Source organism: Streptomyces albiaxialis, assembly GCF_039530985.1.
Taxonomy (GTDB): Bacteria; Actinomycetota; Actinomycetes; order Streptomycetales; family Streptomycetaceae; genus Streptomyces; species Streptomyces albiaxialis.
The window spans coordinates 310,716-324,725 of record NZ_BAAAPE010000009.1 but is presented as its reverse complement, the minus strand read 5'-3'; the positions used below and the strand labels follow the sequence as shown (position 1 = coordinate 324,725).

12 protein-coding genes are annotated in these 14,010 nt (G+C 71.1%); 8 read left to right on the top strand and 4 right to left on the bottom strand.

Features of this window, described 5'->3' with window-relative positions; genetic code table 11:
- The first annotated feature begins 82 nt into the window (after nt 1-82).
- The gene (locus tag ABD343_RS19540; protein ID WP_344529879.1) at nt 83-1,057 is read left to right on the top strand and encodes a helix-turn-helix transcriptional regulator; all 975 of its coding nucleotides are present in this window, start codon (nt 83-85) and stop codon (nt 1,055-1,057) included.
- On the opposite strand, the gene ctaD is transcribed toward ABD343_RS19540, so the two are convergent.
- On the bottom strand, nt 1,002-2,699 hold the full coding sequence (gene ctaD / locus ABD343_RS19535) for an aa3-type cytochrome oxidase subunit I (protein ID WP_344529877.1): 1,698 nt from the start codon (nt 2,697-2,699) through the stop codon (nt 1,002-1,004). The genes ABD343_RS19540 and ctaD overlap by 56 nt on opposite strands.
- Before the next feature lie 348 nt (nt 2,700-3,047).
- Between ctaD and ABD343_RS19530 the strand changes: the two genes are divergently transcribed.
- Nucleotides 3,048-3,263 carry an I78 family peptidase inhibitor gene (locus ABD343_RS19530; RefSeq protein WP_344529876.1) on the top strand — a complete coding sequence of 72 codons (216 nt, stop codon included), beginning with the start codon at nt 3,048-3,050 and terminating at the stop codon, nt 3,261-3,263.
- A gap of 84 nt (nt 3,264-3,347) precedes the next feature.
- Here the strand turns inward: ABD343_RS19530 and ABD343_RS19525 are convergent, their stop codons facing one another.
- Both ABD343_RS19525 and ABD343_RS19520 read right to left on the bottom strand, forming a co-directional pair.
- Complete coding sequence (locus ABD343_RS19525) at nt 3,348-4,217, bottom strand: phosphatase PAP2 family protein (RefSeq protein WP_344529874.1); 870 nt, start codon at nt 4,215-4,217, stop codon at nt 3,348-3,350.
- Between the two features lie 240 nt (nt 4,218-4,457).
- Nucleotides 4,458-5,615, bottom strand: a complete 1,158-nt coding sequence (locus ABD343_RS19520) for a hypothetical protein (RefSeq protein ID WP_425578221.1) — start codon at nt 5,613-5,615, stop codon at nt 4,458-4,460.
- Nucleotides 5,616-5,801: 186 nt separating this feature from the next.
- Between ABD343_RS19520 and ABD343_RS19515 the strand changes: the two genes are divergently transcribed.
- Nucleotides 5,802-7,415, top strand: a complete 1,614-nt coding sequence (locus ABD343_RS19515; protein ID WP_344529870.1) for an MFS transporter — start codon at nt 5,802-5,804, stop codon at nt 7,413-7,415.
- A 107-nt stretch (nt 7,416-7,522) separates the two neighbouring features.
- On the top strand, nt 7,523-8,707 hold the full coding sequence (locus tag ABD343_RS19510; RefSeq protein ID WP_344529868.1) for an acyl-CoA dehydrogenase family protein: 1,185 nt from the start codon (nt 7,523-7,525) through the stop codon (nt 8,705-8,707).
- Between the two features lie 54 nt (nt 8,708-8,761).
- On the opposite strand, the gene ABD343_RS19505 is transcribed toward ABD343_RS19510, so the two are convergent.
- On the bottom strand, nt 8,762-9,217 hold the full coding sequence (locus ABD343_RS19505) for a cell division protein SepF (protein WP_344529866.1): 456 nt from the start codon (nt 9,215-9,217) through the stop codon (nt 8,762-8,764).
- Nucleotides 9,218-9,484: 267 nt separating this feature from the next.
- Between ABD343_RS19505 and ABD343_RS19500 the strand changes: the two genes are divergently transcribed.
- The 4 genes from ABD343_RS19500 (at nt 9,485) to ABD343_RS19485 (ending at nt 13,949) form a co-directional block, all read left to right on the top strand.
- Nucleotides 9,485-10,324, top strand: coding sequence for a DUF1684 domain-containing protein (locus tag ABD343_RS19500; RefSeq protein WP_344529864.1), 840 nt, complete (start codon nt 9,485-9,487; stop codon nt 10,322-10,324).
- 168 nt (nt 10,325-10,492) lie between these two features.
- On the top strand, nt 10,493-11,404 hold the full coding sequence (locus tag ABD343_RS19495; protein ID WP_344529862.1) for a S1 family peptidase: 912 nt from the start codon (nt 10,493-10,495) through the stop codon (nt 11,402-11,404).
- A 151-nt stretch (nt 11,405-11,555) separates the two neighbouring features.
- Nucleotides 11,556-12,578, top strand: coding sequence for a slipin family protein (locus tag ABD343_RS19490; protein ID WP_344529860.1), 1,023 nt, complete (start codon nt 11,556-11,558; stop codon nt 12,576-12,578).
- Nucleotides 12,579-12,872: 294 nt separating this feature from the next.
- A complete protein-coding gene (locus tag ABD343_RS19485) occupies nt 12,873-13,949 on the top strand; it encodes a S1 family peptidase (protein WP_425578220.1) in 1,077 nt (358 codons plus the stop codon).
- Nucleotides 13,950-14,010: the final 61 nt, after the last annotated feature.

Below are 14,010 nucleotides of genomic sequence, written 5' to 3'. Positions count from 1 at the left end.
CCGGACCGAGGGGGAACGGGGGAACGGGGGAACGGGGGATCGCGGACGTGACCTGTCCGCGAGGGGTGCCAGACTCTGCCGCATGTTGGAGACCTCGGCACGTCTGCTGCGCCTGCTCTCACTGCTGCAAGCCCACCGCGAGTGGTCGGGGAACGATCTCGCCGACCGGCTCCGCGTCAGCCCGCGCACCGTGCGCCGCGACGTCGACCGGCTGCGCGAGCTGGGCTACCCCGTGCACTCCACCAGCGGCACGGCGGGCGGTTACCAGTTGGGCGCGGGTGCCGAGCTGCCGCCGCTGCTGCTGGACGACGAGGAGGCCGTCGCGGTCGCCGTCGGCCTGCGCGGCTCGGCCAACGGCGGCATCGAGGGCATCCAGGAGTCCTCGGCGCGCGCCCTGGCCAAGCTCGAACAGGTGCTCCCGCACCGGCTGCGCCGCCGGGTCGGCGCGCTGACCGAGTTCACGGTGCCGATGACGCGCGAGCACTGGGGCCCCGCGGTCGAGGCCGGGCTGCTCACCGACCTCGCGCACGCCTGCCGCGACCACGAGCGGCTGCGCTTCACCTACCGCGCGCACGACGGGACGCCCTCGCGGCGTGCCGTCGAGCCGTACCGGCTGGTGACCACCCACCGCCGCTGGTACCTGGTCGGCTGGGACCTGGACCGCGAGGACTGGCGTACGTACCGGGCCGACCGCATCACGCTCACCCCGCCGCACGGCCCGCGCTTCGCCCCGCGCACGCCGCCCGCCGAGGACCTGGCGGCGTGGGTCTCCGAGGGCGTGGCCCTCCGCGCCTATCCGCAGCGGGCCACGGTGCTGCTGCACACCTCGATGGAGCGGGCCGCGGAGCACGTCTCGCTCTCCTCCGGCATCCTGGAGGCCGTCGACGACGAGACCTGCCTGCTGCACGCGGGCGCGCCCTCGCTGGAGGGCATGGTCGTCTACCTCCTCATGCTCGGCGTCGACTTCGAGGTGCGCGAGCCGGAGGAGCTGCGGGACCGGATCAGGGCGATGCGGGACCGGCTGACCCGCGTTCTCGATCTGCCTCCAGCGCCGTGACCTCCGGGTGGTGCAGGTCGAAGGCCGGGGACTCGGAGCGGATGCGGGGCAGGGTCACGAAGTTGTGCCGGGGCGGCGGGCTGGAGGTCGCCCACTCCAGCGAACGGCCGTAGCCCCACGGGTCGTCCAGCTCGACCCGCTTCCCGTATTTGTGCGTGCGCCAGACGTTGTAGAGGAACGGCAGCGTGGAGAGGCCCAGCAGGAAGGCGCCGATGGAGGAGAGGGTGTTCAGCGCGGTGAAGCCGTCGGCGTCGAGATAGTCCGCGTACCGCCGGGGCATGCCCTCGACGCCCAGCCAGTGCTGCACCAGGAACGTCAGGTGGAAGCCCACGAAGAGCGTCCAGAAGTGGATCTTCCCGAGCCGCTCGTCGAGCATCTTGCCCGTGAACTTCGGCCACCAGTAGTAGAATCCGGCGAACGTCGCGAAGACGACCGTGCCGAAGACGACATAGTGGAAGTGCGCCACCACGAAGTACGAGTCCGTGACGTGGAAGTCCAGCGGCGGCGAGGCCAGCAGCACCCCGGTGAGCCCGCCGAAGAGGAAGCTCACCAGGAAGCCGACGGACCACAGCATCGGCGTCTCGAACGAGACCGAGCCCCGCCACATCGTGCCGATCCAGTTGAAGAACTTCACGCCCGTCGGCACCGCGATCAGGAACGACATGAAAGCGAAGAACGGCAGCAGCACGGCGCCCGTCGCGAACATGTGGTGCGCCCAGACCACGAGCGAGAGGCCGGTGATCGCCATCGTGGCGCCGACGAGCATCACATAGCCGAAGATCGGTTTCCGGGAGAAGACCGGAATGATCTCCGTGACGATGCCGAAGAACGGCAGCGCGATGATGTAGACCTCCGGATGCCCGAAGAACCAGAAGAGGTGCTGCCACAGCAGCGCGCCCCCGTTCTCCGCGGCGAAGACCGTCGAGCCGAACCGCCGGTCGGCCTCCAGACAGAGCAGCGCGGCCGCCAGCACCGGGAACGCCACCAGGATCAGGATCGAGGTGAAGAGGGTGTTCCAGGTGAAGACCGGCAGCCGGAACATCGTCATGCCGGGCGCCCGCATCCCGACGATCGTCGTCAGGAAGTTCACCGCGCCCAGGATCGTCCCGAAGCCCGAGAGCGCCAGGCCCATGATCCACATGTCGGCGCCGATGCCGGGCGAGCGCACCGCCGAGTTCAGCGGCGCGTAGGCGAACCAGCCGAAGGACGCCGGGCCCGTCGGCGTCAGCATGCTCCCGACGACGATGAGCCCGCCGAAGAGGAACAGCCAGTACGAGAGCATGTTCAGCCGCGGGAACGCCACGTCGGGCGAACCGATCTGCAACGGCATGATCTCGTTGGCGAACCCCGCGAACGTCGGCGTCGCGAAGAGCAGCAGCATGATCGTGCCGTGCAGCGTGAACGCCTGGTTGAACTGCTCGTTCGTCATGAGCTGCAGCCCCGGGCGCGCCAGCTCGGCGCGCATCCCCAGCGCCAGCACCCCGCCGATCAGGAAGAAGACGAACGAGGTGATGAGATAGAGATGGCCGATCTTCTTGTGGTCCGTGGTGGTCAGCCAGTCCACGACGAGCCGTCCGGGACGCCGGGGGCGCGGCGCGGCGCCGCCTCCCTCGGCCGTGACCTCGGCCGTGTGCGTCGCCATCGTGCCCCCTCGCCGTCGGTTCGGTGCCGTGCGTCCGGGCTCACGCCATGATGCGGCAGGGGGCGGGCGGGCGCGAGGGTGTGTGCGGAAGAACTTCCGGCATCCCGCCGGCGTGGCCGAATTGCCGCGGGTTAAGGCGCTCTTCGCCGGGATTTCGGATCTGCTTAAGGCGGACTTCTTCTTGTGCCCGCGAATTCCATGAACATTCGGAATCTTAAATGCGGGATCCCGGTTAATACGCGTGAGGAGAAGGCACGTACGAGTGACGCGCGTTGTGACAGAAGCGTGACTCGGCTGCCGACCGGGCGGGACTTCCGGCTGTATGACCCAGGGCCTACGGTTGCTGTCATGGCACCGGAATCCACTACTCCCCAGTCCCCGTCCGACGACACCGAGAGCTACGTGGGACTGCCCGCCGGGGACGCCGAACAGCGCGCGTACGAGCGCGGCTGGACCACCGTGCGGCAGCTCGCGCCGGACGCGATCATCACGATGGAGTTCCTGGTGGGACGCCTCAACCTCGCCGTGAAGGACGGCGAGGTGGTGCGCTGCTGGAAGGGCTGACAGCGCTGACAGCCCTTCCAGGGCTGACGCCCGCGGGTCGCGGAGCCCCCGGCGCCGGTGGCCGTCGTGCCGCCCGTCCCGTCGTCAGTAGCGCGACGCGACCGCGTCGGGGGTCCTCTTCTCGCTCGCCTGCTCCTGGTGGGAGGGGAGCGCCCGCGGCTTGACGAGGGGCTTGCGCGCGGGGACGGGACGCGAGGCGGGCGAGGGCGCGAGCGGCGGGCCCACGGCCGCGAACCGCTCGCGGAGCGCGAAGATCAGGGCCTCGGCGCGGGCGATGGCGGGCTCGCACCACGGCAGCCCCAGCAGGATCAGCAGCCCCGCGGCCCAGCCGAGCAGCACGTCGCTCACCCAGTGCGTACCGAGATAGACGGTGGTGGCACCGACTCCGAGGGTGAGGACGCCCGCGACCACGGACAGCACCCGGCGGGCGCGCGGGGTCGTGGCGAGATAGGCGAGAATGCCCCAGGTCACGACGGCGTTGGCGGTGTGGCCCGAAGGGAATATATCCCCGCCCGCGTACAGCTCGGCGGAGCCGACCGACGTCGCGTAGTGCGGGCCGAGGCGGCCCAGGCCGATCTTGACGGCGCCGACCGTGACGTTCAGCAGCAGCAGCGAGACGCCCAGCGCCAGCAGCGGACGCAGCGTCCGCTGCCGCCAGGAGCGCCAGCCCAGCCAGGAGGCGACCAGCACCGCCGTCGGGGCGCGCTGCCCCATCACGACGAACGCGTCGAGCGCGCCGTGCCACTCCGGCCACTGCTTGTACGGGCGGAAGAGCATGACCTGCCAGTCGAGCTGGACGAGCCACGTCGTGCCCAGCACGGCGACCACGATCGCCACGTAGAAGACGGAGGTCGCGCTGAACAGACCCAGCCGGACACGGCTCATCCGCGGGGGCGGAGCGGAGGGCCTGTGCGGCTCCTGCTCCAGCCGGGAGAAGATTCGGTCGGTACGCACTCAATCGAGATTACCGCGAGTGAAGAGTGCTTCCGCCAAGGGCGGCGTCTTCGTGATGCCGATGTGATGTGCAATAGCCGACGCTCCGGACTTAGGCGCCGTTTATACCGGCTGATTCGGAGCGGTCGCTTTCCGGTGCGACAGTCGTGAAGTCCGGACGAAGAGCGTGACGAAGACACTTCACTCGGGAGCCGACCGGGCTTCGCTATTCCGCCATTAACGCGGAGCCCCGCCCCGCGCTTACGGCGGCCCCGATCCGTGCAGCCACCACGCGCCGTACACGGCCGAAACCAGCGCCAGCGCGCCCAGCGCCAGCCCCGCCCGCACCGGGCGCAGCCTCGCCAGCGCGGCCGCCGCGGGCAGCAGCAGCGGGAAGGCGGGCATCATCAGCCGCGGTTTCGAGCCGAAGTAGCCCTTCGCGCACAGTGCGAGGACCAGCACGATCCCCGCGTAGACCAGCAGCGGCAGCGGCTGGCGCTGCCGCAGGCACAGCACGTACAGCCAGATCACCAGCGCGACCCCGGCGATCAGCCCGAGCCCGGCCGCCACGTTCCCCGCGAGGTGCTCGCCGATGAACCCGAGGAACGCCCAGCCCCCGTCGAAGCCGTTGCCCCACTCGCCCTGCACGTCGAGATAGCCGGTCACGCTCCCCTCGCGCACCCCCACCCACGCGAAGTACGCGAACCAGCCGAGCGGCGCGAGCAGCAGCCCGAGGACCATGCGGCCCTCCGGGCGGCGCCGCTCCCGCCAGCAGGGCACCAGCGCCGCCAGCCAGACCGCCGCCACCACGGCGGCGCCCACCGGCCGGGTCAGCCCCGCGCACGCGGCCAGCGCCCCCGCCGTCACCCAGCGCCGGTCCAGCACCGCCCACAGCGACCAGGCGGCCAGCGCGGTGAACAGCGACTCGCTGTACGCCATCGACTGCACGATCCCGACCGGCAGCGCCGCCCAGACCACCGCGAGGCAGATCCCCGCGCGTCGCCCGTACAGCCGATCGCCGATCAGGAAGAGCGCCCAGGCGGCGGCGAGCGACGAGATCCCGCTCACCAGCAGCCCCGCGTCGGCGGGGGAGAGCGGAGAGATCTCCGACAGGCCCCGCTCCAGCGCGGGCAGCAGCGGGAAGAAGGCCAGGTCGGAGTGGGTGCCGCCGTCGGGCAGCCGCGCCGTGTAGCCGTACCAGCCCTCGGCGACCCGCGTGTACCACAGCGAATCCCAGCGCGCGGAGAGCAACTGGTGCGCGCTCTTGCCCGAGGCCGCCGCCCAGGCCGCCAGCACCAGCACACCCAGCAGCCTCACCCCCGCGTACGCCAGCAGCGCGGGCGCCGCTCGCACACATGTGTCACGTGCCCGTTGTCGGGCAGAGGAGCGGAGGGAAGGCGGGGCGGAGAGATCGGTCACGGCGGAGATTATGGGTCGTCTGTCAGGCTGCCCGGACGGGCGGGGGCACGGCGAGCACTCCGCCGACTCGCGTACGCTAACGGCCACTCGCCCCTCGTCTGTACCGGGCCCGTATGCCGCCACGGTCCCCCCGCGGCATTTCCCCCCATGGCCCCAGCGGGTGCGAGAGCAAGAGGAGGTGCGTAGATGTCCGGGACGACCACGGCCGGAGCGCGAGAGGCGGCGGACGTCCCCGCACACAGAGCGGGCCCGCACACGGCGGGCAGTGCCAATCGCTGGACCGTGCTCGTCGTCCTCTGCGCCAGCCTGCTGCTGGTGGCCATCGACGCCACCGTGCTGCACGTCGCGGTGCCCGCCGTCTCGGAGGACCTGCGTCCGGGATCCATCCAGCTCCTCTGGATCGTCGACGCCTATCCGCTCGTGTGCGCCTCGCTGCTGATCCTCTTCGGCACCCTCGGCGACCGTGTCGGGCGACGGCGCGTGCTGCTGTTCGGATACGCGCTCTTCGCCGTCGCCTCGGCCCTCGCGGCCTACGCGCACTCGCCCGAGGTTCTCATCGCGGCCCGCGCCCTGCTCGGCGTCGGCGGCGCGATGATCATGCCCGCGACGCTCTCGATCCTCCGCCAGGTCTTCCCCGACCGCCGCGAGCGCGCCCTCGCCGTCGGCATCTGGAGCGCCGTCGCCGCCGTCGGGGCCGCCGTGGGCCCGCTGGTCGGCGGGCTGCTGCTGGAGCACTTCTGGTGGGGCTCGGTCTTCCTGATCAACATCCCGCTGATGGCCGCGAGCCTCCCCGTCGGCCGCTGGCTGCTGCCCGAGTCCGTCAGCGACCGGAACGGGCCCTGGGACGTGCTCGGCGCGCTGATGGCCGCCGCTGGGCTGTGCGGCGTCATCTTCGGCGTCAAGCGCGCGGGCAGCGGCGAGCTGCTCTCGCCCGGCACGCTGATGCCGCTCGCGGTGGGCGTCACGCTGATCGCCCTGTTCGTACGCCGTCAGCGCAGGCGCCCGCACCCACTGATCGACTTCGGCACGCTCACCCGCGCGGCCTTCGGCACCTCCGTCGGCTGCATTGTGCTCACCGTGCTGGCGCTGGTCGGGCTCGCGCTGATGGCGGCCCAGTACCTCCAGCTCGTCCTCGGGCTCTCCCCGCTGGAGACCGGGCTGCGGCTGCTGCCGCTCTCCGTCGCCGCGATCGCGGCAGGGCTCGCGGGCTCCCGGATGCTGCGGCTGCTGGGGCCGCGCACGATGGTCGCGCTCGGCTTCCTCGTCACCGCGCTGGCCGTCCTGTGTCTGACCGGAGTGGGCCAGGAGGACAAGCCGGCCGTGCTGGTCGGCGGCTTCGTCCTGCTCGGCTTCGGCCTGGAGACCACGCTCTTCGGCTGTTACGAGTCGATGCTGAGCGAGGCGCCACCCGAACAGTCCGGCGGCGCCGCCGCCGTCGGCGAGACGGCCTACCAGCTCGGCGCCGGCATCGGCATCGCCCTGCTCGGCAGCGTGATGAACGCCGCGTACGGGCCGGGGGTGCGCGGTGTCCACGGCGTACCCGGCGCTGCGAGCGCCGACGCCTCCCACTCGCTGGGGGAGGCGTACGAGGTCGCTGCGCGGCTCGGCGGGCCACAGGGCTCGGCCCTTCGTGAGGCCGCGCGTTCCGCGTTCGTGGACGGCCTGCATGTGACGTTGTACGTCAGTGCCGGGCTGCTGCTCCTGGGCGCTCTTGCCGCACTGCGGTTGCCGGGGCGTATGGAGTGCGCTCCTTCGAAGGAGCGGGCCCGCCGGGATGCGCCTTCTGTGACAGCCCCCTGATCCCGTCCCGCGTGTGCGGGTGCTTCGTGGTTGCTCGCGCAGTTCCCCGCGCCCCTGCGGGGCGCTCACCCTTGTTCAGGGGAGTTACTCGAACGTAGCGTCGGCTCATGAGCCCTAAGACCCCGTTCGACCCGCGTGATCCCCTGGGGATCGACGATCTGCTGAGCGACGAGGACCGCGCGGTCCGCGACACCCTGCGCTCCTGGGCGGCCGACCGCGTGCTGCCGCACATCGCCGACTGGTACGAGAAGGGCGAGCTGCCCGGCATCCGGGAGCTGGCCCGCGAGCTGGGCGGGATCGGCGCCCTCGGCATGTCCCTGAAGGGGTACGGCTGCGCGGGCGCCAGCGCCGTCCAGTACGGGCTGGCCTGCCTGGAGCTGGAGGCCGCCGACTCGGGTATCCGTTCCCTCGTCTCGGTGCAGGGTTCCCTGGCCATGTACGCGATCCACCGCTTCGGCAGCGAGGAGCAGAAGCGGGAGTGGCTGCCCCGCATGGCCTCCGGCGAGGTCATCGGCTGCTTCGGGCTGACCGAGCCGGACCACGGCTCGGACCCGGCCGGGATGCGGACGTACGCGAAGCGCGACGGCACCGACTGGGTGCTGACCGGCCGCAAGATGTGGATCACCAACGGTTCGGTCGCCGGGGTCGCGGTCGTCTGGGCCCGTACGGACGACGGCATCCGGGGCTTCGTCGTGCCGACGGACAGCCCGGGCTTCTCGGCGCCGGAGATCACCCATAAGTGGTCACTGCGGGCGTCCGTCACGAGTGAACTCGTGATGGACGAGGTCCGGCTGCCCGAGGACGCCGTGCTGCCGGAGGTCTCGGGGCTGCGCGGCCCGCTGAGCTGTCTGAGCCACGCGCGCTACGGGATCGTGTGGGGCGCGATGGGCGCGGCCCGTACGTGCTTCGAGACGGCGCTCGACTACGCGACCTCGCGCGAGCAGTTCGGCAAGCCGCTCGGCGGTTTCCAGCTCACGCAGGCGAAGCTCGCGGACATGGCGGTCGAGCTGCACAAGGGCATCCTGCTCGCGCACCATCTGGGCCTGCGTGTGGACGCGGGGACGGTCCGGCCGGAGCAGATCAGCTTCGGCAAGCTGAACAACGTGCGCGAGGCCATCGAGATCTGCCGCACGGCCCGCACGGTGCTGGGGGCCAACGGGATCTCGCTCGAATACCCGGTCATGCGGCACGCGACGAACCTGGAATCGGTGCTCACCTACGAGGGCACCGTCGAGATGCACCAGCTCATCCTGGGCAAGGCCCTCACCGGCCTGGACGCCTTCAGGGGCTAGGCACATCCGAGCGCCGAACCGGTGGGGAAGGGGGCCGCCCCCTTCCCCACCGGCTCAGCTCTGGTTGAAGAAGCCGCCCTCGGTGGCGCGGCGCTCCTCACCACTCACGATCTTGTACTCCGGAGGGGTCAGCAGGAAGACCCGCGTCGCCACCCGGTCGATGGAACCGCGGAGGCCGAAGGTCAGCCCCGCGGCGAAGTCGACGACGCGCTTGGCGTCGGCGGACTCCATCGCCGTGAGGTTGACGATCACGGGTACGCCGTCGCGGAACAGCTCGCCGATGCCGCGCGCGTCCCGGAAACCGTCCGGGGTGACAGTGGCGATTCTGGTGCCCTGGTCCTGCGCGGCCTCCGCCGTCACCTGCACGCGGGGGTCCGTGACCCACTCCTCGCGCGCGGCGTCTCCGGGCTCGGGTCCCTCGGTCGGTCCGTCTGCGTAGTCGTCGTAGTAACGCATCTCGCTGTCGTCGACGAGGCCCAGCCAGGCACTCGCCTTGCGCACCGATCCCATGGACGCCTCCTCTCCTCTGCGCGGGGTCCCACTGTTTCGTCAGCGTCCGCAACTCCTATGGTCGTCCATGATGCTGATGATGCGCCAAGCGGATACCCGTTCAGACCGTGATTCGTGACGGTTCTGGTGCAGAACATATGGCGCTCGATCAGGGCTCTTGTCCAGTAGGAAAGCTGACGGAGTGACAGATCGTCCGCTTTTGTCCCATCCGTCCGGACGGGTGGCCCCGGCGGACAGACGGGTGAGGCCCGCCGTAAGTTGATCACCATGAGCACTGAGCGCGCGGAAGCGAACGACGGGCCGGACGCGGGGGACCTGCGGCGGGAATGGGAGCGCTGGAGAGAGAAGCGCGCGGCCGCCGTCGCGGCGCCGTACGGGCCGCTGTCGGTGACCGGCACACGCTGGATCGCGGAGGCCGAGGACGGCGCGATCGCCGGACTCCCGGGCCGCTGGGCGGAGTCGGCGGACGGGGAATCGGTCCTGCTGGAGGCCGGTGTCGCGGACGGGCTGGCGGTGGACGACGAGTTGCTGGCGGGCGAGGTCCGGCTGGGTGAGGACGACGAGGGCGACCCGGGCGCCTCCCGGGTCTCCTACGGGCCGCGGCGGCTGGTCCTGATGCGGCGTGAGGGGCAGTGGGTGGTGCGGGTGTTCGACCCCGAGGCCCCCTCCCGGCGCGCCTTCCAGGGCATCGACGCCTTCCCGTACGACCCCGCGTGGGTGCGCCCCGGGGCCTTCAGGGCGTACGAGGAGGGGGAGCGCAGCGTCCTCGTCGGGAACGCGGACGGGAGGGAGCGGGGGCTGGGGCTCGCCGGGCACCTGATCTTCACCGAACCCGGCGGTGGCGAGCACAGGCTCCAGGTCGCGGTGGTCGCGGGCGGCGGGCTCTGGGCGGTGCTGGCCGACGGCACGAGCGGCAGGACGAGCTACCCGTTCCGCTTCCTGCGCACCGGGGCACCCCGCGCGGGGAACGCGGTGACCGTCGACTTCAACAGGACGACGCTGCCGCCGTGCGCCTTCACGGACAACTTCCTCTGCCCCTTCCCGCCGCCGGGCAACAGGCTGCCGTTCGACGTACCGGCGGGGGAGCGGAACGTGAGCGGAACGTGAGCGCAACCTGAGCGACGGCTGAGGCCGGGCATGCGCCGGGGGGCCGATCTGACGTGAAAGGGACGGCATCCGTCCGAAAGATGCACTTGCGCGTCCGGAATTTCACTGCGAATACTCCATGCAGCGTTTGTCAGGAGCACGCTTTGATTTCCCTGATCGGGAGGAAAAGTGAGGATCAAGCGCACTACCCCCCGCAGTAGTGGATTACGAGGGAGACGCGCGCGGCTGATCGCCGTCGCCTCCGGAATGGCCGCCGCCGGGGCGCTGATGGTGCCCGCGACGGCGTCCGCAGAAGCTCCGTCCCCCCACGCCTACACCGCGAGCCAGCTCCGCGCGGCCTCCGAGGCCGTGCTGAAGGCCGACGTCGCGGGTACGGCATGGCACATCGACAAGAAGACCGACCGCCTCGTCGTCACGGCCGACAACAGGGTCTCGGACGCCGACCTGGCGAAGATCGAGCGCGCGGCGGGTGGCAGCGCCGGCGCCCTGGACATCGAGCGCACCAAGGGCACGTTCAAGAGGTACCTCTCGGGCGGCGACGCGATCTACGCGTCGAGCTGGCGCTGCTCCGCCGGGTTCAACGTCCGCAGCGGCAGCACGTACTACTTCGTGACCGCCGGGCACTGCACCGACGGCGCGGGCAACTGGTACACCAACTCCGGGCGCACCACCCTCATCGGCCCCACCGCCGGATCGAGCTTCCCCGGCAACGACTACGGGCTCGTGCGCTACAGCTCCAGCGTCTCGCACCCCGGCACCGTCGGGAGCGTGGACATCACGCGTGCCGCCGACCCCACGGTCGGCCAGAACGTCACCCGGCGCGGCAGCACCACCGGCACGCACAGCGGCCGGGTCACCGCGCTGAACGCCACGGTGAACTACGGCGGCGGTGACATCGTCTACGGCATGATCCGCACCACCGTCTGCGCCGAGCCCGGCGACAGCGGCGGACCGCTCTACTCGGGCGGCACCGCGCTCGGCCTGACCTCGGGCGGCAGCGGCAACTGCTCCTCCGGCGGGACGACCTTCTTCCAGCCGGTCACCGAGGCCCTGCGCGCGTACAACGTCAGCGTCTACTGACCGTACGCCGCTCCTCGCGCACCGTACCCCGGCGGAGCCCTGGCAGGGCCCCGCCGGGGTATCGACTGTGGTCTCCGTGCGGAGCTACCGTGGAATTACTCACCTGAATCTCCCGAATGGCCCGGGTTTCCCGGGTCGGCAGGAGGCCGTCATGGTCGTGGAGCTGGTGGTAGCGGCGCTGTCCGCGGGAGCCGTGTACGTGATGGCGGCGGCACGCGTGGTCAGGCAGTACGAGCGGGGTCTGGTCTTCCGCCTGGGACGCCTCAAGTCGACGGTCAAGGAGCCCGGCTTCACGATGATCGTCCCGGCGGTCGAGCGGCTCCAGAAGGTCAACATGCAGATCGTGACGCTGCCGGTCCCCGCCCAGGAGGGCATCACCCGGGACAACGTCACCGTGCGGGTGGACGCCGTGGTCTATTTCCGTGTCGTCGACCCCGCCCAGGCGATCGTGCGGGTCGAGGACTACCGCTTCGCGGTCGCGCAGATGGCGCAGACCTCGCTGCGCTCCATCATCGGCAAGAGCGAGCTGGACGACCTCCTCTCCAACCGGGAGAAGCTCAACCAGGGCCTGGAGCTGATGATCGACAGCCCGGCCGTCGACTGGGGCGTCACGGTCGACCGCGTCGAGATCAAGGACGTCTCGCTGCCGGAGACGATGAAGCGCTCGATGGCGCGCCAGGCCGAGGCGCACCGCGACCGGCGGGCCCGGCTGATCAACGCCGACGCGGAGCTGATGGCCTCGAAGAAGCTCGCGCAGGCCGCCGAGCGGATGTCCGCCTCGCCCGCCGCGCTCCAGCTCCGGCTGCTCCAGACCGTGGCCTCGGTCGCCACGGAGAAGAACTCCACGCTGGTGCTGCCCTTCCCCGTCGAGCTGCTCCGCTTCCTGGAGGGCGCGCGGGAGGACGGCGGGGGCGGCTCCCGCGGGCGTACGGCAGGCAGTGCGGCGGAGGCGCCGCGCGACGGCGAGATCGACCTGGACCTCGACGTCGAGGAGGAGGCCGACCTCGACAGGATCGCCGCGTTCGACGAGGAGGCCGAGCTGGGCGGGCCGGACGCCGCCGTGGAGCCCGGGAAGCCCGCGCCCGCCGAGCTGCCGGAAGAGGTGCTCGGCGAGCTGAGGACGGGGGAGCGGGCGGCGGAAGAGCCGCGCGCCCGGCCGGAATCCGAGGGCTGAGGGGCGATAACCGGACAGGTCTATTCCCTACGTCCCGGGGGCGTGGGGTCGCTGTCCGTGTGCGCGCGGGGACCCGACGTGCGGGGGCACGGCCGGGAGTGATCCGGTAAAGAGATCGCCAAGTCCCTTGCGGATGACGCGAACTGCACCTTGTGGGTTAACAAGCGTTCTCGCGATACTCAGCGTCACAAGTTGGCATGGACGCGACTTCCTCACGGGTAAGGGGCCCATGTCGTACTTCCTCCGGGCCCACTGCCCTCGGGCGGTCCCCCACCCCCCACTGGAGGTTCCGAGTTGAGTAAGCACCGAGGCATATCCAAGCGGCGGGTCCTGATCGCGGGTACGGGCATCGCCGCCCTCACCGCCGGGACGCTCACCCTCGCCACGAACGCCAGCGCCGACCAGACGGCCCCCACGGCCAGAACCCTGTCGGCCAAGGCGGCGTCCGAGCTCGCCCCCACGCTCACGGGCGACATCAAGGGCGACGCGGGCGCGTACTACGACGCGAAGGCGAAGCAGCTCGTCGTGAACGTGACGGACGCGGACGGCAAGGCCAAGGCCGAGGCGGCGGGCGCCAGGGCCAGACTCGTCGACCACTCGATGGGCCAGCTCAAGAAGGCCAAGGCCGCGCTGGGCGAGGAGCGCACGGTCGGCACCTCGCGCGGCGTGGACACCAGGAGCAACAAGGTCCTGGTCACCGCCGACTCGACGGTCAAGGGCGAGAGGCTGGCCAAGCTCAAGAAGCAGGTCGCGGCCCAGGACGGCAAGGCCGTGCTCAAGCAGGTCAAGGGCGAGTTCAGCACCAAGATCGCGGGCGGCGACGCCATCTGGGGCTCGGGGGCGCGCTGCTCCCTCGGCTTCAACGTCACCGTCAACGGCCAGCCGGGCTTCCTGACGGCCGGTCACTGCACGAACATCGTCCAGAGCTGGTCCGAATCGCAGGGCGGCGGCGAGATCGCGGCCACCCAGGGCGGCACCTTCCCGGGCAGCGACCACGGCCTGGCGATGTACACCGCCGACACCGACCACCCGAGCGCGGTCGACCTCTACAACGGCAGCACCCAGGAGATCACGGGCGCCGGCGAGGCCACGGTCGGGCAGCAGGTACAGCGCAGCGGCAGCACCACCCAGGTCCACGACGGCACGGTCGAGGCGCTGAACGTGGACGTCGACTACGCCGAGGGCACCGTCCGCGGCACGATCCAGACCAACGTCTGCGCCGAGCCCGGCGACAGCGGCGGCGCACTCTTCGCCGGTGACCAGGCGCTGGGTCTCACCTCGGGCGGCAGCGGCAACTGCTCGTCCGGCGGCCAGACCTTCTTCCAGCCCGTCGGCCCGGCCCTGGAGGCCTACGGGGCGTCCATCCCGTAACCGCGAGGCGCCCGTAACCGCGAGGCGCGAGGCTCCCCAGCACGTCAACCCCCCACCGCGC